General features: G+C 35.7%; 25 protein-coding genes. 1 reads left to right on the top strand and 24 read right to left on the bottom strand.

Going from position 1 to position 25592, the window contains the following annotated elements:
- Positions 1–79: 79 nt before the first annotated feature.
- The 4 genes from QV06_RS01120 to QV06_RS11645 form a co-directional block, all read right to left on the bottom strand.
- The gene (locus QV06_RS01120) at positions 80–262 is read right to left on the bottom strand and encodes a hypothetical protein (RefSeq protein ID WP_065236567.1); all 183 of its coding nucleotides are present in this window, start codon (positions 260–262) and stop codon (positions 80–82) included.
- A gap of 61 nt (positions 263–323) precedes the next feature.
- A complete protein-coding gene (locus tag QV06_RS01115; RefSeq protein ID WP_065236566.1) occupies positions 324–554 on the bottom strand; it encodes a hypothetical protein in 231 nt (76 codons plus the stop codon).
- A 169-nt stretch (positions 555–723) separates the two neighbouring features.
- The gene (locus QV06_RS11650; RefSeq protein WP_209435862.1) at positions 724–1590 is read right to left on the bottom strand and encodes a BRO-N domain-containing protein; all 867 of its coding nucleotides are present in this window, start codon (positions 1588–1590) and stop codon (positions 724–726) included.
- Between the two features lie 76 nt (positions 1591–1666).
- Positions 1667–1825 carry a hypothetical protein gene (locus tag QV06_RS11645; RefSeq protein ID WP_156541911.1) on the bottom strand — a complete coding sequence of 53 codons (159 nt, stop codon included), beginning with the start codon at positions 1823–1825 and terminating at the stop codon, positions 1667–1669.
- A gap of 122 nt (positions 1826–1947) precedes the next feature.
- Here QV06_RS11645 and QV06_RS01105 point away from each other — a divergent pair, with 122 nt between their 5' ends.
- Entirely contained in the window at positions 1948–2538 is a 591-nt protein-coding gene (locus QV06_RS01105) for an XRE family transcriptional regulator (RefSeq protein ID WP_065236565.1), read from the top strand.
- A gap of 217 nt (positions 2539–2755) precedes the next feature.
- On the opposite strand, the gene QV06_RS01100 is transcribed toward QV06_RS01105, so the two are convergent.
- The 20 genes from QV06_RS01100 to QV06_RS01010 all read right to left on the bottom strand — a co-directional run.
- Positions 2756–3109, bottom strand: a complete 354-nt coding sequence (locus tag QV06_RS01100) for a hypothetical protein (protein ID WP_065236564.1) — start codon at positions 3107–3109, stop codon at positions 2756–2758.
- Between the two features lie 195 nt (positions 3110–3304).
- Complete coding sequence (locus QV06_RS01095; RefSeq protein ID WP_065236563.1) at positions 3305–11527, bottom strand: LPD38 domain-containing protein; 8223 nt, start codon at positions 11525–11527, stop codon at positions 3305–3307.
- Between the two features lie 67 nt (positions 11528–11594).
- Complete coding sequence (locus tag QV06_RS01090; protein WP_065236562.1) at positions 11595–13751, bottom strand: portal protein; 2157 nt, start codon at positions 13749–13751, stop codon at positions 11595–11597.
- Between the two features lie 2 nt (positions 13752–13753).
- Positions 13754–15301, bottom strand: coding sequence for a TerL (locus QV06_RS01085; RefSeq protein ID WP_065236561.1), 1548 nt, complete (start codon positions 15299–15301; stop codon positions 13754–13756).
- A 2-nt stretch (positions 15302–15303) separates the two neighbouring features.
- A complete protein-coding gene (locus QV06_RS01080; protein WP_245174215.1) occupies positions 15304–16038 on the bottom strand; it encodes a terminase in 735 nt (244 codons plus the stop codon).
- On the bottom strand, positions 16011–16235 hold the full coding sequence (gene lysC, locus QV06_RS12130) for an Rz1-like lysis system protein LysC (RefSeq protein WP_432416504.1): 225 nt from the start codon (positions 16233–16235) through the stop codon (positions 16011–16013). Before lysC ends, QV06_RS01080 begins: the two co-directional genes overlap by 28 nt.
- The gene (locus QV06_RS01075) at positions 16198–16521 is read right to left on the bottom strand and encodes a DUF2570 family protein (RefSeq protein WP_065236560.1); all 324 of its coding nucleotides are present in this window, start codon (positions 16519–16521) and stop codon (positions 16198–16200) included. The genes lysC and QV06_RS01075 overlap by 38 nt, the downstream gene beginning before the upstream one ends.
- On the bottom strand, positions 16506–17024 hold the full coding sequence (locus QV06_RS01070) for a lysozyme (RefSeq protein WP_065236559.1): 519 nt from the start codon (positions 17022–17024) through the stop codon (positions 16506–16508). Before QV06_RS01070 ends, QV06_RS01075 begins: the two co-directional genes overlap by 16 nt.
- Positions 17008–17238 (bottom strand): HP1 family phage holin, encoded by a 231-nt coding sequence (locus QV06_RS01065; RefSeq protein WP_065236558.1) that lies wholly within the window; start codon positions 17236–17238, stop codon positions 17008–17010. The genes QV06_RS01070 and QV06_RS01065 overlap by 17 nt, the downstream gene beginning before the upstream one ends.
- Before the next feature lie 114 nt (positions 17239–17352).
- Entirely contained in the window at positions 17353–17883 is a 531-nt protein-coding gene (locus QV06_RS01060; protein WP_065236557.1) for a Rha family transcriptional regulator, read from the bottom strand.
- Between the two features lie 281 nt (positions 17884–18164).
- On the bottom strand, positions 18165–18629 hold the full coding sequence (locus tag QV06_RS01055; RefSeq protein WP_082985006.1) for a DUF4760 domain-containing protein: 465 nt from the start codon (positions 18627–18629) through the stop codon (positions 18165–18167).
- Between the two features lie 317 nt (positions 18630–18946).
- Positions 18947–19774 carry a phage antirepressor N-terminal domain-containing protein gene (locus QV06_RS11395; protein ID WP_082985005.1) on the bottom strand — a complete coding sequence of 276 codons (828 nt, stop codon included), beginning with the start codon at positions 19772–19774 and terminating at the stop codon, positions 18947–18949.
- 650 nt (positions 19775–20424) lie between these two features.
- Positions 20425–21255, bottom strand: a complete 831-nt coding sequence (locus QV06_RS11640; RefSeq protein WP_065236556.1) for a hypothetical protein — start codon at positions 21253–21255, stop codon at positions 20425–20427.
- A complete protein-coding gene (locus QV06_RS01040) occupies positions 21256–21486 on the bottom strand; it encodes a hypothetical protein (protein WP_156541907.1) in 231 nt (76 codons plus the stop codon).
- Between the two features lie 519 nt (positions 21487–22005).
- Complete coding sequence (locus QV06_RS01035) at positions 22006–22650, bottom strand: hypothetical protein (protein WP_065236554.1); 645 nt, start codon at positions 22648–22650, stop codon at positions 22006–22008.
- 64 nt (positions 22651–22714) lie between these two features.
- Positions 22715–23440, bottom strand: a complete 726-nt coding sequence (locus QV06_RS01030) for a TIGR02642 family protein (RefSeq protein ID WP_065236553.1) — start codon at positions 23438–23440, stop codon at positions 22715–22717.
- A complete protein-coding gene (locus tag QV06_RS01025) occupies positions 23437–23796 on the bottom strand; it encodes a RusA family crossover junction endodeoxyribonuclease (protein WP_065236552.1) in 360 nt (119 codons plus the stop codon). Before QV06_RS01025 ends, QV06_RS01030 begins: the two co-directional genes overlap by 4 nt.
- Complete coding sequence (locus tag QV06_RS01020) at positions 23793–24077, bottom strand: DUF1364 domain-containing protein (RefSeq protein ID WP_065236551.1); 285 nt, start codon at positions 24075–24077, stop codon at positions 23793–23795. Before QV06_RS01020 ends, QV06_RS01025 begins: the two co-directional genes overlap by 4 nt.
- Positions 24078–24167: 90 nt before the next feature.
- Positions 24168–24803: a DUF1367 family protein gene (locus tag QV06_RS01015; RefSeq protein ID WP_065236550.1), complete on the bottom strand. Its 636-nt coding sequence runs from the start codon at positions 24801–24803 to the stop codon at positions 24168–24170.
- A 122-nt stretch (positions 24804–24925) separates the two neighbouring features.
- The coding region (locus QV06_RS01010) for a replication protein P (protein WP_065236549.1) at positions 24926–25592 on the bottom strand (667 nt) is incomplete at its 5' end.

Raw genomic sequence — 25592 nt, 5'->3', positions numbered from 1 at the left:
ATTAGCGGCATTATGCGGCTTGTGTAAATCCAATAAAAAAAGCCACTTAAAACTAAGTGGCTTCATCAAATAAGTTTAATTAATCGTGTTCATCAAGCTCAAAATAAGCAATCAGATCGGTTATTTCGGCAATTCTACCTCTCAACACATCATATTGCTGATTCGTCATACCAAGTTGAGATAAACTAGAATAATAATCATCAAGACGTTTTCTTAGTTCACGTCTTAATAACAGTCTATCTGCATTAGATTGTATTTTCATTTAATTTCTCCAATCACTTTTCAATCCTAAAAGACTAGGTTTTGCAGTGGTATTAGATAATTTATCCATTTCTCAATGTTAAAATAAATTCTGCTAATGAATTTAAAATTTCAGGTGATAACCACAAAAACACGCCTAAACAAACAGATATTCCACAACACTTAAAGAAAAAACGTAATCCTGTTGCAATATCTTTTCCTGCATTGTCAGCACCTTGTTCACTCATATTCCCTCCCACAAAGAAGCCTAAAATAAATTTGATTACGTTACTAATGCTGTTATAATCCTGCATAGATTTTGTTCCTTAATACTCATTCTATTTTGGAATAAAAAACCCCGAGCATTGCGAGTGTTCGGGGTTTATTTTTTTCATGGTTAAATTTGGATACAAAAAAGCCGAAACGTATTAATTACATTTCGGCTAGTATGGGAAATTGTACTGCATTTTTTGCAGTTGTCAATTAATTTAACAAATTATCTACCGCTTTAATAATCGTCAGCTTTTCACTGTTATTTCTGATAAAACGTTTAGCTTTTGTCATTGCGTTTTCTAGTGGGTGTCTAAGATTATGGAGGTATTGCCCACCAATTTTGCTATCTATTCTATCTGCTAAATCAGGATGTTGAGATAGCTTTTCTTGCATTTCATAAGCGTGTAAACAATAGCCGTATAGCTCGACCATTATTTCTAATGTTGCTTCCGTATTTTGACTGTTCTTTGATAATTGCAAAGATGATGGCTTGATCAGCTCACCTTCTAGTACAATCTTATGAACATATTCTACTGCTTGTGATAATTGTTCTTTACTTAATTCTTCAATGCTTTTAACGTTAAAGCGATGATGTACTAATTGATAAGCATCAGAGTAGATTAAGCCTTTTTTGCTTACCAACATATTAACCGCATCTCGTAAACCTGTGCGATCATCTACTGTTGTACTTATTTTTTCGTATTTACCCGTTTTTCTAATCTGTGGTAATACTTCTGCTGTTACCCACTTTCTAAAACGGTGTGGAACAGATCCTTTTTTAACTGCATCACGACAACGTAAAATTAAAGTGTACATTCCGCTTTCTGATACGATATTTATTTCGCTTACTCTGTTATCAAAATTAACTCGTTGATCAAGCCCTATGTTAAACATAGCCCTTTCATCTTCGTCTAGATTCTCTAGGGCTTGAGTAGGATTTTTAATACCTAATATTTCACAAATATCTTTAGCAATAAACCAAGGTTCATTATTTATAGAAACTACACGGATTGATGATTCGCCAAAGTTGAAATTAGAAACGTTTTGAATTTCTGTTGATAAAGTAGTATTATTCATAAGTGAATTTCCTAATTGGGTATTGGGTTTTTCGTTTTTAGCCTTGATGGTTGCCGCCATTAAGGCTTTCTCATTTCTATATTCTTGTACTATCATTTTTCATACACTCTTCTATACAGCGTCTTAGCTCTTTTGATAAGGAACGATAGTTTTTCTTTGCGTTATCTTGTAACCATTCAATTAAATAAATTGGGAGATTGGCGGTTACATTTCTTTTTGTTACTTTACTTTCCATTTGTTATCCTTTTGTGTATTTGAATATTATGTTAATATCTCGCCTATATAAGCAAGATAAAATAATATTATTTTATAGAATAGATAATTTCAAGTAATTTTTTATAAAAAATAGGTGTAATTATGCAACCATTACCGTTTAAGCAATTAATGAAGGAAAAACGTGTTATAGCTAAACTATCTCAGAAAGAACTTGCTAACTTAACAAGTATAACTCCTGCCCTCATATCTAAATATGAGAATGGTTTATCTAAACCTCGCTTAGAAACAGCTAAACGAATTGCAGAAATACTAAAGATTGATTTAGATACTCTTGTAAAATCCTTAGATCAAGATGAAATCTATTTGATAAAAATCCCTTTCTATTTAAGTGAAGATAATGATAATAGCTCTTTTCATATAGCTAGCGATATGTTGCCTACCTATATAAATGCAGAAAATTTATTAGCATACCGACAAAAGGGCGATTCAATGAGTCCTCTATACAAAGACGGTGATATTTTATTAATAGATAAATTAGATAAAAAAACAAATACAAATTCTACTTTTTTAATAGAAATTGATGGCTACAGTGGAATTAAACTAGTAAGCAATAATGATTTTGCTAAAGAATACATTATCCATTCCGTAAATACTCATTACCAACCAATATATATAAAACAAGATAAAGTAAGCATTATTGGTCGTGTAATTTGGCATAGTCATTTCATTTGATAGTTATGAAAAACCCCAACCAATTTTCATTGATCGGGGTTGATTGCTCTAAGACATAAAAAACTCATCTTTCGATGATAATCGCTCTTTGGCGTTATTCTGAAATTTCTTTTAAGCCACCATTCTTTTTCGCTTATTGATTAACCTACCAGTTAGCAACTTTTATTGCATTATTAATATCTACAATACTGGTATTCACACTAGCTATGTCATAAAACTAATTAAAATTAACCTTACTACATTTAGAAACAAAAATTGTGCCAATTCCTCCACTATAAGGATATCTTAAAGTGCAAGTTTTTTTATTTGGATTATATTGAATTTCAACTACATCAAATTTTCCACCATATCCTCGATTTTTACCAAGATAAGCAAAATTAATAATTTCGCCTATATCTATATGGCTCGGAATTTTTACTTGTTCTTTTTCACACGAGCTTATAAATCCAAGCATTTTATCTTCGCAAATTGAAAGGAAGCCTTTGCCATCAGTCAAAACCGAATTAATAGATTCAGCTTTAGCTGCACCTGCAAAAAACATTACTATTAAAACAAAAATTATCTTTTTCATAAAATACTAACAAATAAAGCTGGTAGCTTGAAAACTTGGGGCGACAGCCCCTAATGCTGACGTACTTCACATACGCTTACGATACGGAAACCGCTTCGCAGTTTAACTAGGATTTACCTGCCGCTCGGCGCTATTATACTCAAAAAACCAATATTACAACATTATTTTCCTTGTCAACACCTTGTATTTTTACAACTAATGCGTATTAAGCCCTTGCATTTTTCGCCATTTATGTAAAATCGCTGCTTGCGCTTGGCTATTAGCTTGATTGTATTTCGCTAACCGATTGTAATAGACATTCGCACTGATTTTTCCCTCTCGTAATGCTTTTGTTAGTTGTGATTTCTGACTTCTTAAGCTTGCCATTGCTTTTTGGTTTTCTAAATGGAATTGAATAATTCTCTTCCGTTCATTTGTCAACCAACCATTAAGCTGATTATTATTTTTACGATATTCATATTCTTTTGCCACAGTTTGAGCTTCTTCGCTCGCTTCATAATAACGGCTTTGAATAGCAAACTCATTACCTGCACCAAATAATTGATTCAAGAACGGTGTTCGAGTATTTCTCCCTAATAACTCCCTATTTGGATTTTCAATGAATATTGTACTCACTTCTTTTAATGAGCCTAACATACCACTATACCCATCAATCAGATTCTTAATTTGTTCTGGGTGCATATCTATACCTAGTGTTTGTTGTAAATCTATCGCTACATCTTTCCAAAATTGTGCCGTAGTAGATTTAGATTGTTCTGCTTTTAGTTTATTTTCTTGTACAAAATTTGTAGTAATTTTGCTACCAAAAGCAGATCGATTAACTACATTTTGCATTAATGGTTGAAGTACGGTAGGGGTAACTGTTAAAGCAATTTTTTCAAGTGGATATTTTAAGGCTGAAATTTCAGACGGTGAAATTGGTGCAAAGGTTTTCATTGAATGGCTTAACATATTCACCGCTGCTTCACTATATGAAATATCGCTTACTGTCCCTTTCACTAAATTTGTTGCCATATTCCAAGCTAATTGCGGCATACCGAATCCAACAGGAATTTTAATATAGTCATCGCCCAATGGAATTGGGATATAGCGAGTAATATCGCCTAGCTGATCCATTTTATTGCCACCTTCATCATCGTCAGCAAAACTCCTTAATACGGTATAAAGTGCAGTCATTGTCGCAAGATACGCAACAAAACGTATTTGCCCTTTTCTAGTAGATAAATAGCGGATTAAATTTGCTGCCCCCATAACAGTTGGTTGTGAGAACATATATAACGCCTTAATACCTCTCATTTTTGAACCAGTTTTGCGGAAATTAGTCAATTCTAATGTAGTTGCAGCTGCTTGTTTTTCATCGACGCCATTATCAACTAGTGCTTTGAATGCACTTAATGCTGAAACCATATCAAAGGTTTTGTTATAGCCCTCAAGCACTGCCCCGACTTTTTCTAATTTTGTGGCAATCGGATTATTTTCTCGTTTTAATTTGGCGATAAGATCGACTTCACTTCTGGCTAAATAAGTGCCGTAGTTAGACACACCGCCTAATTTAATCAACTGTTTTAATGCTTTCTCTGTTGGTACACTATCTCTTAGCTCTTGCCCAAAAGCTAGACGTTTTGTTGCTTTCCAAACATCGGCATTACTAAAAGCATTTATCAATGTTTGTCTGCCAATCCGATTCATTGTTTCATTATCTAGACGTTTACCATTTTTATCATAGAGTTTTTGTACACGAATAAACTCTGATTTTTCCCAAGAATCTCTTGCCATATTCATTGGCGCAAAAGTTAATGTCCATTGTGTTACCCCTCTTGCATACCAGCTTGTTGGCGTGGAAAGAAGTTTTAGGAAACTATTTGCTTGTTCCACATTATCATTTTTCAAAGCTTGCATTGCTTGTGGTGGTAATTGATATTCATAGTAAACCCCACCTTCTTTTCTAATCAGCACATTATCACTCGATCTTGTTAAGCCTTGCATTTTTCTTTTGCTTATACCTAATCTCGCTTCTGCTATGGCTTTTGCTGATTGAGCTGAATACCCTTGTTCTTGCAACAAATTAATTTCATTCTCGTATAAATCATCAAGTTTTTGTTTAAAGTCAGCCCAACCTGCATAAGTGGTGGTTTTACCTACCGCTTGCCACGTTGCAGTAATCGCATCATCTGCTTCTGAACTTATTCTCCCTTTCAATGCTTTATCTTTACCAATATTCACTGCATTACCGCCTGCACCAGCAATAAAATCAAATGCTTCATCGGCTTGCGGATCGCCTGTTAATGGCACATAGTAACGATTATTTTTATAGTTAAGGTACTCATTTTCTGTATAGCGCCCACTCTCTTTATCAATCTTCAAGCGAGCTTGATTTAAGTCAGCAATAAGCTCGCCTACTGCGACCAGATCATTCTTATTGATTTTTTTCTCAATCTCTTTCATTGCAAATTGCGCTTCTGGAATAGACCAACCACCAGCCGTTCCTACCGTAAATTGCTTATTGGCAAAATCCGTATTTTCCACATCAGCTTTGCGTTGTTCGTATTGTTTTTTTGCAGCGTTATACTCCAACTCAGCTTGATGAATCAGGTCTTTGTCATTCCCTTGTTGTGCTTGTTCCAGTTGTTCAAAAGAATCTAACATTGCTTGATGTTCAGTTCTTAACAGTTCCTTATTTTTTTCAATCGAATAGCGAGCAGATACCCAATACCCGACTAAACGTTTCACATCTTGCTCTTTTTGCTTAGTCTGCTTAGCAATTTGTGCCACTTTCTTTAAAATTGGGTTGAGATAGGCTTGTTCCAATTCTGAATTAAGTGCATCTCTAATCCCCTTAGCAGTGTACATTGCATTTTTCAGTTGCTGCTTTTCAAAATCACGGCTGCTAGTTTTGCCTGTATGGTTGGTAAACTCCATCTTATCAATCCAATCATTCACAGGGCGTAAAGCATCGGCAAAATATTCATCGGCTTTTGCGGCTAATTGATTTAAATGTGATTTAATTTCTTCGTAATCCAACGCTTTTACCGACTGCCAGAAAGTATTCTCACTTTTACTTTTCCCTGTTTTAGCTAAATCTAATAAGGATTGTTTTGGTGCTGTACTTGCTTGCGAATAACGAACATTGTCGTTATTTTGTTCAGATAGATATTGCTTTAAGTCATCTTCTGTTTTAATATTTCTCTCAAGAAGGTCAGCTTCTGATGTAAAATCCCAATGCAATTGGAGCGGATGGGTATTCAGAAAATGCTGACCTTTAGTTTTATTCCAATAAACCACATCATGATTTATCATATTTCTTAAGCCACCTAGATTTTTTCCATAAACACTCGCTATATTGATTATTTCTGTACCTTTTTTCCCTTCTTTTAAGTGCAAAGCAGCAATTATAGGCTCTTTCCCTTCTAATAACTCGGTGAGAATAACAAATCCGTCTTGTGTTGCTTGTGGTGCAGATTTCATTACGGCGATAGGATTATTAATTTGCTTAGGAAGCTGCTTTAATACATCAGGTGTAATATGATGTTTATCATACATAACCTTATTTAATACATCACCGCTAATAGAAATTTTTGTATCTGGAATATCAAGCATTTTTAATACTGCTGGTGTAGTACCTACTTTAATATATCCATAAACCTTTTCTCCTTTCGAAACTCTATCCACTGCCTTAGCAAAATCACTGTCTAGACTTTCATTCAAACTAAAACGCTTACCGCCATTAGGTGGTGTAGGTTTTCCGTTAATTCCTTCTTTAATACCACCAAGTAATCTCACTAAATCGTGATCGGTCATTTCATCAAATGGTCGATTGAATAAACGATTCATTAATTGGCGCACTTTATCAGCAATAATCTTGAACCACGCTTTGAAATTCTTTTCGTGTAATGAGTTGATTTTTACACCATAACGCTGGCGTAATTCATCAAAATTCCCTGTTTCATGTGCGGCTAATAGCTCGACTAAGGCTTCTTCTGTGGCAATGTTTTTATTGGTCGCGGCTGGATCTGTATAGTTACCGTTTTTATCAGTAAACCATTGTCTATCCTCCATTATTGCTTGGGTCATTGCATTAACAACGCTATGCTTACGTGCTTTTTCCATAATACCTTGATACTCTGCACGGTATCTGACATTAACACCCAAATGTCCTAATTCATGCCACGTTACCCAAGAAAGACGTTCTTCTTTACTCATGCTTTTTGTTGCACGAATATTATCAGCCACAATAGTAACTTTATTTGTTCTTGGATTGAACCAACCTTCAACGCCATCACGGATAAATCTGCGAACGTTTTCTGGTGCAGTTTGCCCTGTAACAATATCAACATTGGATAATTGGTCTGGTTTTAAGATGTTAGAGAGGAGGGTTTGTAGATGTTTTGTATTATAACTAGTACTTAAAGTAACTTTTTGGTTTTTTGAGAATAAAATTTGTCCGTTTGTTTTTACATCTAAATCGTTGGTAGCTAATTTTATTGCATTTACTCTTGAGTTGGTCTCATTAGGGTCATATTCATAAATAGCTAAACCAGCATCTTGTAATACTTTACGTGCGTTAACTGGTAAATCACTTGGAATAACTGCACCTTTAAAATCGCTAAATTGAGTAACCTCTTTCGCTTTCCCCTCAAAATATTCAGTTGGCATTGCTTTTAGCTTTTCCAAAAACTCTGCAATATACTGACGATTATCCGCATTATTTTCTACATTAGCAGAATTAAATGCTGTAGAAACACCTGCATCAACAATATCAAATAATAAATTATCAATATCCCAGTTATTAACTCCCAAATCTTTTGCAAGTTTTATCTTTTCCTGCTCTATTTCCGCTTTAATTTTTGAAAAATCATCTTGCGAAACAAGACGATGTTTATTATTTTGGATATCTTGAATTGATTTAAATTTCGGTGTTACCTTAGCTCGTATTACTGGTAAGCCATAATTAAATTGTTCGCCCCCTACCAGGTCTTTTTTTAGTTTTTTAACTACATTTTCTAAGGTGTGATCCATATAGATTTTTCCCCCATAACGGTTCTCACCTTTAAAAATTTTTTCTTTTCCTTTGATACCCTCCACTATCTCATCAATATAATGATAAAACTCTTCTTTGTGTTGTTTTATTGCATTTCCAATATTTTCTTTAGTCTTTATATAATCAATTTCTTGGCGAGGTTGTTGATTATTTATCGCCTCCATCATATCTGATCTTACATAATTAAGGACATCATACTTATCACCATTTAACGCTATTTCGGCTCTTAACTTAATACGATTTACAAATGGATCATTTTTACCTGAAAAAGTGTGAATTTTCTCTTTAATAAACTCTCTCAATAAACTTTCATATTGAGTTGCTGCATCAGGAAGGCGTAAATAATTTGCGGTAATACCTAATTTTATTGCTTTCTGAACGCTATCAAAATCAGCATATCTACTTTTTTCAATGGTACGATAAGCAAAATCATGAGCAATTTCTTTTTCTTTTAAGAACTGATATTTTACAGCGTCGCTATCTAACATTGCTTTTTTTATGCCTGTTTGATTTAGACCTTGTGAAAAATTATAAGAAAAGCCACTGTCTTGAATTTCATCAGCAGATTGTTGAAACCGTTTTTGTAATTTTTTTATATCTTCACTTTTATATTCATACGTTACACTTGGATAACGAGGACTGTAAATGTCTGCTCCAAAGACTTTTGCTTTATTCTCTCCTTTTGGATCAATATAATTACTATCACCAATTAGTGTAACTTCACCAAATCCAGTTAATGGATTTTGTTGGCGAGTGATTGCTACAGAAGCATAAGGTAGTCCACCTATTTTTTGTGCATGTATAATTGATTCTGCACTTATATTATGTGTAACTATTAAATCCTTATTATATGGCTCATTTCTTTGTTTTGACTTGCGAGAATAACGAATATCATCATTATTGATTTCATCATTATTATTGATTATAGTTTCATCAAATCCAGCTCCCATAGCTTGACGCTGACGTGTAGGCAAGTTATGCGTAGGCAAATCAGGATCGTTACTTCCTCTTTGTTCATCTGGATTTAACTCAAAAGCATTCATCAACCAACTATTTGATCCTGCTCGTTTAATTAATGTCGCTCTATTTCCATTGTGTTCTACAAAAACACTTTTTACATTTCCACTTTCATAGATCTTGCTTGTTTGGCCTTTAGCTAAAGTATCAATTACCCTATCTGTAAGCATATAAGCTGCATCTTGATAACTCATATTATCTTTTCTCATTCTTGATTCGATAATATGAGCAATGCCCATAGCTCCTTTTGTTTTTCCAGAAGGTAATAATCGACCGACATCTCCCCATTCAAAATCAATCCAACCGTCTAATTGATGATTATACATTGCACGATGAACGCTATTTTTCTCGACTATTGCTTTGTTCATTGCCTCTCGACCACGTTTAATGTTCGCTTCGACTGATTTCATTGGTGAGCGACTAAATTTCACCTCTGTATAAGGCTCTATAAGCTGTTCAGGTGTTAGTTGATTTTCGGCAATATTCTGTGGTTGTGTTGCAGTTGGTTCTTCATTACTTAATGATGGTGATGCATTTGCAGTTTGTGCCTGTTGTGGTTCTGATAATTGGCGCTGTTCTAACTGTTTTTTCTGCAAATCATTAAACTCAACAAAATTCCCTTGTTGTACCTGGTCTAATAGCGTTGAGAATTGCTGTTCAGCTGCTTTCTTGATTCTACTATGTGCGGTTTTATTAGTGATGATAGACTGGGTTGCTGTTAAGTCTTGAGCGAGTTGAGGATTAACATTAGCAATTTGCTCTAATTGTGTTGGTTCAAATGTGAATGGTGGATTAAAAAAGTCTTTGGTTTGATCTAGGTAAGATTTTAATTCTGACTGTAATTGCGTTTTCTCTACTTCTGGTAAACCTTGTACTTCTAACCTGTCTTGTATATCTGCAATTTTATTTGCTAATTTTTGATCGTGTACAAATAATGAGGATAGCTCACTATCAGTTAACGGATTGATATTATTTTCATTACCTACCGTATTACTTTCTGGCGTAATATTTGATTGTTGAGTAGCTTCATCTACAATATTGGCTTCTCTAGCCTCTTGTTTCGCCATTTCGTAACGTGTGTTAAAACGATTAACTAAGTCGTCTAAATCAGTCGCTTGTTGGTTGATCATATCAACATAACTACGCAATGATTCATCTACCGTTTCATTTCCAGTTGACTTAAATTCTAATAACTGTTTTTTCGCATTATTTAATGCACGTCTATTACTATAAACATCTAATGCGCCTGTTGGTGTCCCAAAAGCAGCTCCCAAAATCGCACCTTGAATCGCATTGCTTGCCATTCCCTCTGTAATTTCCCGATTCGGGTCGTAATATTCTTTTGCCGCAGTATTAACCGCCATTTGGTCAGTAATACCTTGAATCGCTTCTGTTCCGCCTTCAATCATTGCCCCTTTAAGCAATCCACCTTTTAGAGTCTTAGCTGCTTTACCAAATCCCATAAAGCCCCCACCAAGCCCGCTAATTGCGTTCGTGGCTAAATCACTTAATACCGAAGCTGGATTAAAAGCAGCGTCACGAGAAGCTTTTGCAATAAAATTATTTTTCGCCACTTCAAAGCGTTCATCATCATTCATTGACTGACCTTCTTGTGAATGATAAAGGTCAGTGTAATCCTGCATGAATTGATCATTATTTACCAAATCATCATCTGATAATTGCAGCATTTCATCTCTAACTTGATTCGCTCGTGAACCCGCCATCATTGCTGATTGCACCGCTGTCAAACCTGCTGCTCTTGCTAATTGCTTACTTGCTCCTCGCTTCACTGCTTCATTAAATGCAACTTGCCCCACCTTTTCTGCAAGTTCTTTTTTCAGCACATATTTAACACCTTGTTTAGCAGCTGTTTTCGCCCCAGCATATGCAGCAGACCCCATTCCCAATGTTGCCGCCGTTACAAGCACCGTATCTAATTCACTACCCAATACAGCACCTAAATTACCAGCCCACCAGCGGATATTGGTTAATGCAGACGGATCTTCGGTGACATCTTGATTTAACGCCATTTTCATTTCGTCCGACATTTCATTCATTTGGCTGTCGGCATATTTAGCAGAGGCATCCGCAGCTTTATTAAACCAACTTTCTACACTATCAAATCCAAGTTTGTTTGCTCCAATCGCTACTAAACGGCTTAAATCACTTGCCCCTCGTCCAACCCCCATTTGGAAAGCATCAACCGTATCAGCAAGCACACCTTGCTGTTCTTTTTGTTGTGGAGTGGTATAAGTACTAATTTCATCTGAGTTCATATAAGATAATGGCGATACTTCATCATCTTTCTTCCCATAAGCTCGTTGGGTCATTTCTTTGTAGCGTTCATTAGTTAAATAAAACATAGTATTTCCTCGAAAATTGGTATAAAAAAAACCGCCCATTTAGGCGGTTATCTTTGTGTTTATTTGTTTACTGCTCTAATCCGTAATTACCAGTCGGGTTGACGGTTGGTGCGTTTTTCAGTGCAACTTCTGTTTTAAATTTCTGCATTTCCATTGCCTGTTTACCCGTATTAAGTTGTAAATCAGTGGTGAGTTTCGCTTGTCCTAGTTCTCGATCAACTTGTAATTTTTGTTGTGAGTGTTGTTGGTTGGCTTGGATTTCCATTAGTTTGATCTCAAGTTCTTTCTCCTTGATCGCCACTTTCATTTGTTCGATTTTTAATTCAGATTCAAGTTTTAATTGTGCAATCTGCAATTCGTGCTGTTGTTTTTGTTGAGCAAGCTGCATCTCCATTTGGGCTTTCATAATTGTCGGGTCTTGCGGTTGTTGTGCTTGAGCTTGTTGCATTTGCTGCAATTTTTGTTCATATTCCTCTCGAGGAATCAGCATATTTTTAGCCCCCATCGACATTGACTGCATCAATGTTCTCAAGCCATCGTACCAATCAAATGCTTGACTTAATTCAGGGTGTTGACCAAAACGATCGAGCAAATCAATAATCTGTGCTGATTGAGTTTCTTTGACTAGTAATGCTGATGTTCCTCTCGCAATAATTTGCATATCGCCCTTTACCTTTGGATCGTCACTAAACTGCATATTGTATTCGTAAAAACGTCTAATCAGCGGCTTAGTAACGGCATCGTCCCACTCTTTGACTTGTCTGCGTCTTACTGCATTGGCTGCATTCATCAGCATAGACATTCCGCCTAAAGTTGGTGTAACTTGCCCCTGCTCACCTTGAGCTATCATCGGCAATCCGCTTTCCTCGTCCATAAACGCTTTAGACATCTGGATAATATTTGCAAATTCAGCCTGGCGAGATTGAAAAGCAAATACACCAAAAGCTCGTTGTGCTTCTACACTTGATGCAACTCCAGCACCACCTGTAGTTGTCCATACTTTATTCGGCTTAATATTCCAGTCTTTATCTGCTGGCTCTAATACTGATTTATTTACAACAATTTGATCGCCAATCGTTAATACACCATTGTCAATCATTCCTCGCCAAGCAGTATTGAGGATTTCCTGTGCATCACGGCAAAGGTAAGGGATACCAAAACCAAACAAGCAAGCTGCATCAGGCTCACACACATAAACAGAGTAAGGAAACTCATTTAAATCTAATGGATTGACATTCACACTGATAATTTTGCCGTTGCCAGACATCACTATCACACCGTTAATTTCGTCTTGTTGTTGCTGTTCTTCACTTAATTCGATCTGATAGCCATCAGCTAATTGTTGATTCGCTTGTTCGATAAGGGAAACGGGGATATTACCGTGATAAGTCCATAGCTCGTAGCGTTTATCATTTATCACCTTTTCTAAGCCAGATAATTCACGCAAAGTATCGTTATATGATGATAAATCGTTGCTTGTGTTATGTGTTTCAGAGGCATCAACCTCTAGTAATGCCAATACATTATCTTGCAGGTAGTAGGGGTGTTTAGCTAAATTTTGTAACTCTGTCTTTGTTACTGCGTTACGCTCAAATGTAAATAGACAATCCTTTAAAGTTGGAGCTGACATATCTGGCACAAAATCCCACGGCAAGATCGCTTTTGCGGTTGGGGCTATGTAACTTTCTGTTTGCGCTTGCCAATCTCCACTTGGTATTTGCTGGTAATAGCGTTTTTCTTTTAGTTCTACAATCGGTGCACGCAAAATTCCTGTTCCTAGTACAGCAGCATAATGCAAGCACAAACGGGCTTCTGCAGCATAATCACATTCAAGTAACTGGTCATCAATTAACTTTTCCATTGCTTCTGCTGCATCTTTCGCTTGCTGCATTAATTGTCTGGCCATCATGACATCTGGTGTTTCTGTTTGCTGTTTGGCAAGTGTTGCAATTTCTGGAATTGGGGTTGGCTGAATGCCATAATTTTTATCATCAGACGGAAATAGCATGTCGGTCATTTGTGCTGTCCACGCATCAGTTTTACTGCGAGTATAACCCACAAATACTTTTGACCCACCAGCCTTTACTCCTCCCTCATACTGATTGCGATATTGATACATATCGCTTACCCAACGCTCTGTTATTGGTTGACGTTGCTTTAATTGTTCATAAAGCAACGCCTGCAATTCGCTGCCAAATCCATCTAATGTTTTTGTTTCTGCCATAATTAATACCCTGTCTTACTGCTTAACGGTGAATGTGGTTTGATATTGATAATTTGTTCTCTGATTTTGTCTGGCATAGTGTTCAGACATAAATACTGATTAGCATCATGTGGATGTGAGTAACGATTCTTTTCTGGATTTTCTGTGTATTTTTCATCACCCGCCACATTGAGCTTTTTATACGCATAGCCTGTTTCATAACCCTTAATTAAGGTTTTGCAATGTGGGCTAATTAACATTGCTGACTGCCCTTTATTGACTAATCTCGATAACCACCAACGCACCGCTTCCAACCTTGCTACGGTCGAATTGCTACTTGCTGGCATTGCATTTAAACCGTTTTCATACAAAATTTGAAAGCACGTTTTTTCATCTGTTTGCGCACGCTGTACACCCGCTGGATCGCCAATAACTTGAATATCACAATCTTGGTATTTCGCTTTAATGAGCGGTATTAACTGCTCTTGGATAAAGCGTTCAATCCCCATTCCAGTTGCCACCACTTCATCAGTGATTCTTAGCTGCCCAAATGGTGTAATCTGTCCAATAATTGCTGCAGGTGTTAAGCCAAAATCTAAACCGATATAAGTCGCCCAGCCTTTTACTGGCAATAGCTTATCTTTAGCAACATGGAGAGATTTGTTGAAGTGATCGATAAACACAGGTTTACCCTGTTGAACCGTTGCAAATTCGTTACACACTCTTGATTTAATCCAGTTTAATGTTTGTCCTTGAATATTATCGAACCAATACCCATACTCTTTCTTGTGATTTTCCACATTTTCAGCCAATGGATTAGCAATAAAGCGATGACCAAGATAGTCGGAGTACAACCCTTTCTCTAACATCCCTTTTAAATCATCTGTAAGGGTATTTTCAGGCATATTAGTCACATCAACTAATGCACCAGGTTGCACAAAAAACTCCCACCCTTTCGGCTTTAATGATTCCCCTGTTTCTTCATCAATACCTTGTTCAAACTGATACCACCAATGGTCATCATCAGGCGAGTTTGTGTCCATAATCATGCCGTTCCACGTTGCCCCATTAAATCCCTCTTCTTTTTTCTTTTCAGGGTAGCGTCCAGTACGAGTAACCGCTTCTGTTACTAAATAAACAGGCAAAAATTGAGCTTCATTAATCCAAATGCCAGTTAGCTCAAGCGACATCAGTTTCTTGACATCTTTTGGCTTATCCATTGATAAAAATAAAAATTCCGCCTCCACTCTGGTTTTGCCGTCTGGGTGCGGAATGTTTAATTTGCCTGTAATCGGGCTGTCATACTTTATTGGACAAACTTCAGGAGGTATCCACGCTTGAAAAGTTTTAATTACCGTTCCTTTTAATTCTGGATAAGTGTTTCTCACACACGCCCAACGTGTTTTTCTAATACCTTGAGCATTCGGCTCTTGGTTTAAACAGATTCGCCACATCTCTTTCACACAACCTACTGATTTACCACTGCCAATAGGTCCACGAATGGCTTTTACTAATGCGTTAGATCGATGGACTTTTTTAAATGTCGGTGATGCTCGATAAATAATTCGCATAATTAAAAGTCATCCAAAAACTGCACAGTATTTCTACCGTTATTCTTGATGTTTAGCTCTTGAGCTAACTTATCTGCTTTCAGCAAGGTTTCTTTTGTCTGTGCTTTTCGTAATTCGATTGTTTCTAAAGTAAGCTGAATTGAAGAGTTAGTGTCACTTAAACTTCCAATTCTTGCCACTGCTCTATCTAAAGCTTGTTCTGCTGACTTAATTAATTTAAGTATCTTTTCTTGCTCTTCGCCTGATGCACATTGTGTTAGCTCGAGTTGAAATCTTTCTACACTTTCAATCGCCGCTACCGCACGTTGTCGCATTAAATCAATCTCATCTTTTAAGCTAAAATCAACAACCTGATCAAAAATGGATTTATCTTTAAAATAACGGGCATAACCACTATGTTTGACTGCAAAAGTATTGCCTTTAGGTGGATGAGTATTTTGTTTCGCAGTTTCGCAATTCACTTCGCAGTTTGTTTCGTAGTTTTCTTTGTAACCTACTGATTTATCTTGAATTTCATTTTCGCAGTTTTGATTTTCTGTTTCGCAGTTTGAATCATTATTAAATACAGTTTCTGGCTTTTTGATGTAACGTTTTGCAGTGGCATAATTAATCCCTTTTTTCTCACACCACGCCTGAATTGATATACCTGTTTTCGCATAGGCTTTGATATATTCAACTTGTAGTGCTTTCCAATTTAATCTTGCCATAATTACTTCTGCATTTTCTCCGCTTGCCATTCGCGAATGCGATCGATACGGTTTAGGCAAATATCACGCTCACGCTTTAAAATAACAGCATACTTAGTAACGTCACCGTAGGTTTGCCCCTTAAAAGTGGATTTATCGAGATAAGTTAAATAAGCAGGAGGAATCGGTGAGCAAGCACATTGAACAGGTTTATTTGCGCAAGAACTCAATAACAGTGTGAGGAGCATTATTGCGATAACAATCACTATTTTTTTCTTCTTCTGAGATAGATTCAATCGTTTCATTAGCTGTTTCCCTTATTAATGATTCTTGTTTTGTTAATTCATTAAGAATTTGCGTGTTTTTAATGATGTCTGCATTAAGCTGTTTGATTGAGTTGCTCTGTTGAGTGATAATTTGAGCTTGAGTGTTGTTCTCGGCTTTTAAGCTACTTAACCTCTGATGTTGAACCCATAACAATGCACTCAAGCCCAAAATAGTGATAACGAGTATTTTTGTTAGCGTGCTAAACATAACTGCTTCTCTTTTTCCCGTCTGATAACCAACCCATTAAGTTTTTGTCCGCCAGCATAGACCCAGCGTCTGAATTGATCGCACATTTGCGGCGTATAGCCCTGTCTGGCTATCTTAAATAACGTTGAATTTTTTAACGTTGTACAGCCAACGTTAAAGGTGATGGAAACCAGTGCATCAAAAGCACCTTGTGGCATTGTGCTTCCATTCGCATAACGATTAACGCATTGTTCTGCGATTTTAATGTCATGTACCCAGCGTTTAGCAATTTCGTCTAGTGAGTACACTTTATTTTCGATTTTTTGTCCGCTAGCTTCCGTTGAGCCAATTCCTACCGTCAATACATCAGATGGACATTGATACGGATTTCTAACACACCCCTCTGCATTCCCAATTACAGCTAATCCAGCTTCTGAGGTGCGAATCTCATCTTTATGCTGCGTAACAATGATTCCGATTACTGCGGCAACAGAACAAACAATAACTTTATTGGTGATTTTCATTGTTGATTAATTTCCCTGATAAATCTCTTACGCCCGCTTTAATCTCTTCAAGCTCCAGCATTCGCTTCTTATATCTGCTTTCTCTCCAATACCCTGCTACCGTTACAATAATCCCAATTAATACCGCCCATTCACTAATCGTTAGCGCACCAAAAAAGGCTGTTAACCAGCCGTAAACTTGCGATTCAATGGGCATATCTTTTAACATTTTCATTCCTCAGCCTCCTTTTGAGGCAATAAAAAACCACCTGTTATAGTGGCCTCAATTCTTAGTTAATAAATTTTTTCGTTAACAACTTCTATCTATTCCATTTAGCACTTACTTTAATCAACTATTAGTTAGGATTGGCAGTTCAATTTGCATTTTGTCTTCAAATAGTCGAAGTGTTGCCTCAAGTAATGGTTTTTTCTCCTTCCATTGACTTAATCCTTGCCCACAAAGACTAGCAAATTGTTTTTCGGCATTGTGTTCGCCTAACACTTGGTAATATTGTTCAAGTAATCCCTTAGTGCCTTTGGCTAACTCCGCTTGCATATAATCAAAGGCTTGAATATATGAAATTTTTATTTTCATTGCTTTTTTGGATTTATATCCCATTACAAGTAATATGAATCCGTTTTTAGTTAAATTGTAATAAGGTGTGGGTTTCCCATTCTGTAACTCATTGATTTTAAAACAAACCTCAAAATTGAGTTTTGCAAAATCTTCATCACACTCTTGCAAAATAGCCCGAATATCACGAATAACATTATCGTGTCGTTTACCAAACACCTTTGCCACAATCTCAGAAGTGGTTACCGTGCTGTTATCTTTAATTTGTACAAACTGTTTAAAGTTTTCTGGGTTTGCTAATTGCATATTATTGTCCTTTTATGATTTTCAGGTAATAAAAAACCCGACCATTTCTGATCGGGTTGTGTTATCTACAACATTCCTACCTTTTTATAGGCTTGGCATCTACCAATTTAAAGCTGTCTGAGGATTTTGGATAATAAAAAACCCCGACAGTTAAAAACCATCAGGGTTAAAAAATTCCAATAAAAAAGCCAAAATGTAATTAAATTACACTTTGGCTAGTATGGGAAATTGTACTGCATTTTTTGTAAGAGTCAATATACATCTGGATTATTAGGTGCTTATTATTTATAAACTTTCAAAGGATCAGCTTTCCATTTTTTACCTAAATGCTCGAAATCTTGAAATAGAGTATCTTTTTTTGTTTGCTCTCTAATATATTTGATAACACATTCTAATCGCTCCCAATCTCTTACAAAGTTCGTGCATTGTGAACGTTTATAAACTTTTTCATCAAAGATATTTTCTCGAATTCCTGTAGCTGTAAATTCACGAGAATTAAGTACTTTCAGAATAGAACCCTTAAAACCTTCATCAACTTTGTAATGATCAATGAGCGGTATTTGTTGGCGAGCCAATCTATTAACCAATGTAATAGCTTCTTGTAACTCTTTATTTTGGCTCTGATGCAGAATTAAATCTATCGTTGCCCTTTGCCTAGCATTTTTAGTATTTGAACGAATACTTAACGCTGTAAATATAGCAGCAGCACAAATGGCAATAGTTTGAACTAAACTAAACCAATCCATTTAATCGTTGCCGTCCCAACCTTCCATTAAGTTAAATTTTTTCATTATAAATCTCCTTATGAGTTAACATTAGACAAAAAAAGCCTGCTCAAGTTCACTTGGCAAGCTGCATTAATTCATTTAATAATTTATTATAAAGAACATAAAATTCAATCAAGATCAACAACTTACATTTTGTCAATCTCATAAATTGATTGTTATTTTAAGGATTGGAGTGCTAAAAATCAATCTTTTTAAATAAAAAATTTATTTTAAATATTTTATTTCAAACATATCACTAACAACAAAAAGCCCACTCAATAGCGGGCTTTCTGTGCTTAATTTAATAAATGATCTACTGCTTTAATAATCGTCAGCTTTTCACTGTTATTTCTGATAAAACGTTTAGCTTTTGTCATTGCGTTTTCTAGTGGGTGTCTAAGATTATGGAGGTATTGCCCACCAATTTCGCTATCTATTCTATCTGCTAAATCAGGATGTTGAGATAGCTTTTCTTGCATTTCATAAGCGTGTAAACAATAGCCGTATAGCTCGACCATTACCGCTAGCGTTTCTTCTAGATTTCGTCCATTTATTAATAGTGGCTTGTTTACTATTGGCATACTTGCAATATAAATCATTGCACTATGATGTTCTGATCGTTTTATTTGTTCATACTTAGCAACACCAAATTTATTTTTTACTCTAGACCAAATTTCACCATAACTCATTCCTGTTCGTTGGTGTGTAGCTGTAACAGCGTTTTGGATCATACGTTGTTCTTCTGGAGTAATAGTATCAATTTCTCGTTCTGCTTTACCTTTAAACCAATAATCGTGCAGTGCTTGATAGCACTCTTTTTTATATTTGATTAAAGTTTCTCTGATTTCTGGTTTTACTCTGTTTGTATCAATACCAAATAACCAGCCGTTGAGATATTGTATCGGTAAGCAGATCATCTGTTGGTTACCTCCGTTTGTAGGTGTGATCATCACGATCACCGCCTCAGAAAGAACCCCATCACGCTTAATTCTATTATATTGCGATTCCCATTGAAGACCTATATTCTCACAGATTGGTTTCATTGCTGTGTAATATATTCCATCTTGCTCAAAGGTAACTAGAGATTGGTTATAAAATTTGATGGTTTGAAGTTGATCGTTCATTAAAGAACTCCTTAGTAAAATTTTCGAAATTTATCCAACTTGCCGGGTATATTCATAACGAATATACCTTTTTTATTGGGAGCCAAGAGGTTCGAAACCGCTACTAAGTACGGTGGGATTATTCCCCTTTCGGGTCTTTTATTCTCCGCCCTCTCGGCATAGATAGATGTGTACGCTCAATTCGTGAGAAAAGAAAAAGGAGAAACACAAATTTTACGCATAAAAAAACCGCTATGCTGTCGGGTGCGGATTTCCGCTTAGTATTAAGGTTTCGACACCTTGTTTATGATAATAATAAAAAAACCTGTCTTTGTAAACAGGCTTTAAAACTATTCTTTTTTTTGTTATTTTTGCGATCTAGCTCGATAAAATCATATCTACCGGATTACACATCTAACTACTGCCTTTATAGTACAAGCTCCACAACAACAAAGGAGCAACACTATGAAAACACAATTCGAACATTGGTTAATCGCTAATCATCAGTTATTTGATATTGATACCCTGCTATCGAAAGTTACTAACAATCTAGATATTATTAATTGTAATGAGGTCAAAGAATAATTTATACAAGAGATATTAAGTGATTTCTTAGACACCTTATCTAGTGATAACTTAGCTAGATTGTAGTGAAAATTAAGCCCATTTAATTACATGTTTTCTGTTTCTACTACACGTTCAAAATCATTAAAATACTTGATGTCAAAAAGTGATATTGATTCAATTTCTGACACTCTAATCACATTTCGGAAATATTTTAGACTTAATCCATCCTTATTCTCTGAATTCTCTGAATTCTCTGAATTCTCTGAATTCTCTGAATTCTCTGAATTCTCTGAATTCTCTGAATTCTCTGAATTAGAAATATTATATTTTTCGTACACTGAGAAATAGTTACAATCAAAAATAATATTTAATTTATCTTTATCTCTATACCCACTTAAATAAGGAATAATAACAATATTCTCTAAATCAGCAGATAAAAACTGAGTACCATCAACAATACCGACATAAACTTTCTTTGATTTCAGTGAAACTTTTACGGGAGTTTGAGAATTCATAGCTGAAAAAAGCAAATTAACAATATTATTTGCTCCACTCATCTCTTGATGAATTTGAGGAATATCAAATTTTTTCTTATCAAGTTCTACTCGACAAAACACGATAGAACTTATTGCAATCAGAATACTGTACGCTTTGACCTCTAAAATATCCATTATTAAATATTTTTGCAATTCAAAGGGCTGATAATTGAAACCTAAAAAAATTGGTATATTCAAAAAAAATGAAAAAACATAAAAAAATAACCATATAACTAGAGTGAGAATGATTCCCATAACAACAAATTTAACGCCATGAGAACCCAGTAATACATAAGACTCCCAACCAGTACTCCGTTTTAATTTAAAGCGCTCAGGTAGATAATTACTCGAATAATAATACCCGAGAATTAAAATAAGCATAATTACTAATATTGCCATTCAATTTTTTCCCACCGGGATTTGCTCAAGCATTTTCATATGCTTATCAATATTATTTATAACCTGTTTATCTTTATAATTTAATGAAATATTACCGTTTTTATGAAATATCAATGCCCCGCTCTTTACCTGTTCAGGGAGAATTTCTGACGGAAACAATCTTACATAGATTTTATTAGCCAAAGCACTGGTTTTTCTTATCATAAAATTATTTGTAAGTTTTTTCATCATAAGCTCCTATAATATCAAGAGCCCATCACTAAGATGAGCTTCCTTGCTATGTAGAGCATATTAAACTATTTTTAATCTCCATACAATAAAAGTTGTGTGATCTGATTCATAAATCTAATATTATTCAGATGATAATCTAGATATTAACTACAATGGCATTAAGATAATTTTTTCTAAATATCTTGATACTCTATCCAATCAAGAGCTGGAAAAAAATATGCTAATCAATAAGCAGCCTATCCTTAAATAGGCTGTATACAACGATAATTCTTATATCAAAACTCTTCACTTATGTACATATGTACACAACTAAAATCAAGTTATGGTGATATAACCATAACTGAGCCGTTGTTATATCGCAATAACTGAACCGTGTACATATGTACACGGTTGAACCATGGGCATATCACCACAGTTTAAACCAGCTCAAAAAATAGCTCGTTGTGGTCATATGGTAACAACTGAACTGTTGCGATACCGCAACACTTAAATTGATTCGTGTACACTGTTAAAAACACATTAATTACCTACACAATATTTGCTAATAAATTCTGGAACTTTATCCTTAAATGCTTTGAATAATAGATAATCTGCTGGTGGTCTATGATAAGAAGATGTTGGATAATAGAAATCACCTGGAGCGCCACTCTTATATATTTGCTTCACTTTATATGGTGTATCTGTGAAATATTTTCCTGTATTAGGGTGCTGAAGAATTTCGTTTTCACCATAAATAAACCCTTCTACAAACTTCAATTTTCTTTCTGAGCAATTAAATACTGCTTTACCGTAATATAATGTATAAAATTGTCCTGCTAAAACATCTTGATTTGATACAATAAAATTCTGCATATCTTGAAATACTTGATATTTATATTTTTTAGCCCAATCAAGATCATAACTATCAAAACCATAAATCCTCATTTTAACAGCAAACTCATTATTTCCGTTTTTTTCTGTGAGCGTATAAAGGGTTAATCTGTCTTTTTCTGTATTTAAAGAAAATGTTTTTGTCATCGCAGATCTTACTCTTTGATTCAAATATTCCTTTTCTAGATACTGTTCAGCCTCTGTATAAGTATAAAACTTATATTGGCTTAATCCACTACACCCAGCCAAAACAACAGAACTTAAAATAGAAACCAAAAATACCTTTCCTAACATAAAAAAATCCTCCTAATTAAAATTAATCAGGAGGATAACAAATTATCGGTAATTGTGCCGTGATCTAATTCGCAATTTCTGCTTTTAATCTTTGTTTAATCATATTTTCTGCTTCACTCATCTGTATTTGTGCAAATTGTTCAAACTCTACAACTAATGCGTGCAGATAACACCTAAAATACTCACCGCTACACCCGATTGAATAAATAAGATGATCGTTTGTCGCAATTAATCGCCCTTTTCCCTCACACGCTGGGCAAATTCTTTTCTGCTCTCTCCCGATTTCACCTGTCCCATGACAACGAGGGCAAATATTGCTCTTTTTCATTTCTTTAATAACATTAATTCTTAATTCTCTAGCTTCTTTACTGTTTTTATCTATCTCTTTGTTCTTTGTTATTTCTTGAGCTTTCCCGATTTCTTTTGTGTAAGCGTATTGTGATCGCAAATATCGCCGTCGTAGCGAATTTAGCCGCTTATACTGTGTTGGTAGCGGTATGTCAGCTAATCTGTCAACCACATAATTTAATGCTTTTACTGCAAAATCATCTTTAACGCCTTTTTCTGCTAACCACAAATCAATGTATTTAGTGAGATAATCTTTTGATGACTGATCAAACCGATATTTGAGTAATAAGAGATGATATCCAACAAAAGCTGCTTTTTCCGCTTGTGCAAATGCTGCTAAGATTTGCTCTTTGTATAATGTGCTATGACCTCTTGCTATTGACTCTGCACTAACGCAACGAGGATCGAACATCTTAACTAACAACTCAATACTTCTGCTCATCTTAGCTTCCTTAATTTAACTATTACTCTGCCACCTTTTACTACACCAACGCTCTTTACTCGATAATCTTTTATGACTCTATTACTATCCCCATCAATAATCCCCGAAGCAGTAAGCGCGTCAAATAAAGCTTTTTGCAAATTATCTGGATCACGTTCTCTGTTATCTAGGTAATACACATCTATTTGCATCTGCACTGTGCCTGCAATGCGATCAAATTGACTGCAGATATTCAATACTTTTTCTCTAAATTCTTTCCCTGTTTTCGATATATAGTGCCGCCCTTGTCTTGTGTGTCGCCAATAGTGGTTTACGCTTGGTGGATATGGCAAGCAGAGTTCTACCCAGTCACTCATAGCTTACCCTCAGATTTCAAAATAGCCTGCGTCCTAATCACCCCCTCAGCGTGAGCTAAACGCACAAACTCATAATCCATTTTTCTTGTTCTGCGATCGATTTCATCGTGGCAACTACTGCAAGCCCACGCTCCAAACATATCATCAGGCTTCATTCCAACACCGTTAATACCCGCCATTCTAAAGTGGGCTAACACAACAGTTTCAGGATTATGATTACAAATCCCAGGCAATCTCACCTGACATTCACGTCCTTTTGCTTCCTTTCTTAAATTTGCCATTATTATTCCTCAAAATATAATCACACCAACACACACCCAAAACACTAAGCAACCCAACATTGATAAGATAAATCCCCAATTCATTATTTATTACCCCAAAAATCCGATAAGTTGATTAATCTTGTTATCTAGTTGGATCTCACTTTCATACACATTGCATAAGGTTTCATTCCAAATAACGCCATAAACCCCTTTGTACACTTCATTAAATTTCTCTTGTGGCATATTCTCAAATGCAATCGACCAACGTTCTTTTATAGTGCCACCATCTTGCGTTGGCTTAATGTCATAAAAGCCAGCTTCTTTCATAACATGATTTAAGTAGGCTTCTAACGTTTTCATACCCTCGTAATCTAGTCTTGATTCTCGATTTATCCTGATTCTTTCTAAAATGCCATCCGCAATAGGTTTAGTTACGTTTAAATATAAATTTTCATCATTAGCTGCTAGAGCTATCTCGTGAGCGACTTTCTTTGCTATCCACACTTCTGCTTGAGTAAGTACGTTAAACTTAGGTTGCCAATACTCAAATCCGGCTTCTAATAAAGCAAAAAACTTCTTGTGATGTTGGTAATTACGATTATTCGCTAACGGTGTAATTTTTACTGCACTACCTATCGGCAAGCTTTTTAGTAAATTTCGGTCATAATCTGTTTCCGCTATAACCGCACCATTAGCATATTTAACAGCGTAAATTACTGTCTTTTTTCTTTGCTTGCTTGCCATTCAAGCCCCTCAAACTCATTAATATGTATATGGCGAATAACTTGACCCATTGCTTTATGTTTAGGATCGAATATAGCCAAATGATTCCCTCGACAAACATCAGTCCACATCAATACTCATTACTAACCTCTCGCTACTAACGCTTTCAAATTGGCCCAACCTTGTTTCACTTTTTCAGGATCCAGATATTCAACTTTCTCAGGTAATGATCGAGTTGGCTTTGGTAGTACTTCCCCTTTTTCTAAGCGCTTTGCCATCTTTGCTAACGCCTCGTTCATTGCTTTAGTTTCTTCTGCTTCCGTATAAGATTTCTGGATTGACTTATTTGCAATCTCAGTAATCAACCAGTATTCTGCAACGGACATAAACTCAAAGCGATCAATCTCCGCAAAACCACCATTCGCACGAAATTTATTTAAACGGTGTTTCAATTCATCAGGTGTTGGTAATCCTAACTCGGCGTAATTTTCAGTGTTGCACCACGCAATAAATTGCCCAACACTAGGAAAAAATGGGACATCCTTACGTTCTGCTTGAGCTATCCCTCGCTTAAACTGTGCTACGGTCGTAACGCCGTTATTTACCAACGCTTCTAACCAAAGGCGTTTCGCTTCTTGATAACTTTCTTCACTGTCAAATGCTGATTTCCATGCTGGGAATATCGCTTTTAAGCGAATAAATAACCGATCAACAAATTTAGCTACGTGCGGTGGAATAACTTGTTCTCCAACTGAGGTTTGTTGATAATTTGGTTCGTTTCCAACTAATTCTGTAAGTTGTGTATTTGCA

This window comes from Gallibacterium genomosp. 3 (assembly GCF_001678475.1).
In the GTDB taxonomy this organism is placed as follows: Bacteria; Pseudomonadota; Gammaproteobacteria; order Enterobacterales; family Pasteurellaceae; genus Gallibacterium; species Gallibacterium faecale.
Note: the sequence above shows the minus strand (reverse complement) of the source record. Positions and strands in the feature narration are given on the sequence as shown.

Bases quoted from the DNA above. Each gene is read 5' to 3' on its own strand.
- QV06_RS01120 (WP_065236567.1), bottom strand. From the start codon at position 262: ATGAAAATACAATCTAATGCAGATAGACTGTTATTAAGACGTGAACTA.
- QV06_RS01115 (WP_065236566.1), bottom strand. From the start codon at position 554: ATGCAGGATTATAACAGCATTAGTAACGTAATCAAATTTATTTTAGGC.
- QV06_RS11650 (WP_209435862.1), bottom strand. From the start codon at position 1,590: ATGAATAATACTACTTTATCAACAGAAATTCAAAACGTTTCTAATTTC.
- QV06_RS11645 (WP_156541911.1), bottom strand. From the start codon at position 1,825: ATGGAAAGTAAAGTAACAAAAAGAAATGTAACCGCCAATCTCCCAATT.
- QV06_RS01105 (WP_065236565.1), top strand. From the start codon at position 1,948: ATGCAACCATTACCGTTTAAGCAATTAATGAAGGAAAAACGTGTTATA.
- QV06_RS01100 (WP_065236564.1), bottom strand. From the start codon at position 3,109: ATGAAAAAGATAATTTTTGTTTTAATAGTAATGTTTTTTGCAGGTGCA.
- QV06_RS01095 (WP_065236563.1), bottom strand. From the start codon at position 11,527: ATGTTTTATTTAACTAATGAACGCTACAAAGAAATGACCCAACGAGCT.
- QV06_RS01090 (WP_065236562.1), bottom strand. From the start codon at position 13,751: ATGGCAGAAACAAAAACATTAGATGGATTTGGCAGCGAATTGCAGGCG.
- QV06_RS01085 (WP_065236561.1), bottom strand. From the start codon at position 15,301: ATGCGAATTATTTATCGAGCATCACCGACATTTAAAAAAGTCCATCGA.
- QV06_RS01080 (WP_245174215.1), bottom strand. From the start codon at position 16,038: ATGGCAAGCGGAGAAAATGCAGAAGTAATTATGGCAAGATTAAATTGG.
- lysC (WP_432416504.1), bottom strand. From the start codon at position 16,235: ATGCTCCTCACACTGTTATTGAGTTCTTGCGCAAATAAACCTGTTCAA.
- QV06_RS01075 (WP_065236560.1), bottom strand. From the start codon at position 16,521: ATGTTTAGCACGCTAACAAAAATACTCGTTATCACTATTTTGGGCTTG.
- QV06_RS01070 (WP_065236559.1), bottom strand. From the start codon at position 17,024: ATGAAAATCACCAATAAAGTTATTGTTTGTTCTGTTGCCGCAGTAATC.
- QV06_RS01065 (WP_065236558.1), bottom strand. From the start codon at position 17,238: ATGAAAATGTTAAAAGATATGCCCATTGAATCGCAAGTTTACGGCTGG.
- QV06_RS01060 (WP_065236557.1), bottom strand. From the start codon at position 17,883: ATGCAATTAGCAAACCCAGAAAACTTTAAACAGTTTGTACAAATTAAA.
- QV06_RS01055 (WP_082985006.1), bottom strand. From the start codon at position 18,629: ATGGATTGGTTTAGTTTAGTTCAAACTATTGCCATTTGTGCTGCTGCT.
- QV06_RS11395 (WP_082985005.1), bottom strand. From the start codon at position 19,774: ATGAACGATCAACTTCAAACCATCAAATTTTATAACCAATCTCTAGTT.
- QV06_RS11640 (WP_065236556.1), bottom strand. From the start codon at position 21,255: ATGGCAATATTAGTAATTATGCTTATTTTAATTCTCGGGTATTATTAT.
- QV06_RS01040 (WP_156541907.1), bottom strand. From the start codon at position 21,486: ATGATGAAAAAACTTACAAATAATTTTATGATAAGAAAAACCAGTGCT.
- QV06_RS01035 (WP_065236554.1), bottom strand. From the start codon at position 22,650: ATGTTAGGAAAGGTATTTTTGGTTTCTATTTTAAGTTCTGTTGTTTTG.
- QV06_RS01030 (WP_065236553.1), bottom strand. From the start codon at position 23,440: ATGAGCAGAAGTATTGAGTTGTTAGTTAAGATGTTCGATCCTCGTTGC.
- QV06_RS01025 (WP_065236552.1), bottom strand. From the start codon at position 23,796: ATGAGTGACTGGGTAGAACTCTGCTTGCCATATCCACCAAGCGTAAAC.
- QV06_RS01020 (WP_065236551.1), bottom strand. From the start codon at position 24,077: ATGGCAAATTTAAGAAAGGAAGCAAAAGGACGTGAATGTCAGGTGAGA.
- QV06_RS01015 (WP_065236550.1), bottom strand. From the start codon at position 24,803: ATGGCAAGCAAGCAAAGAAAAAAGACAGTAATTTACGCTGTTAAATAT.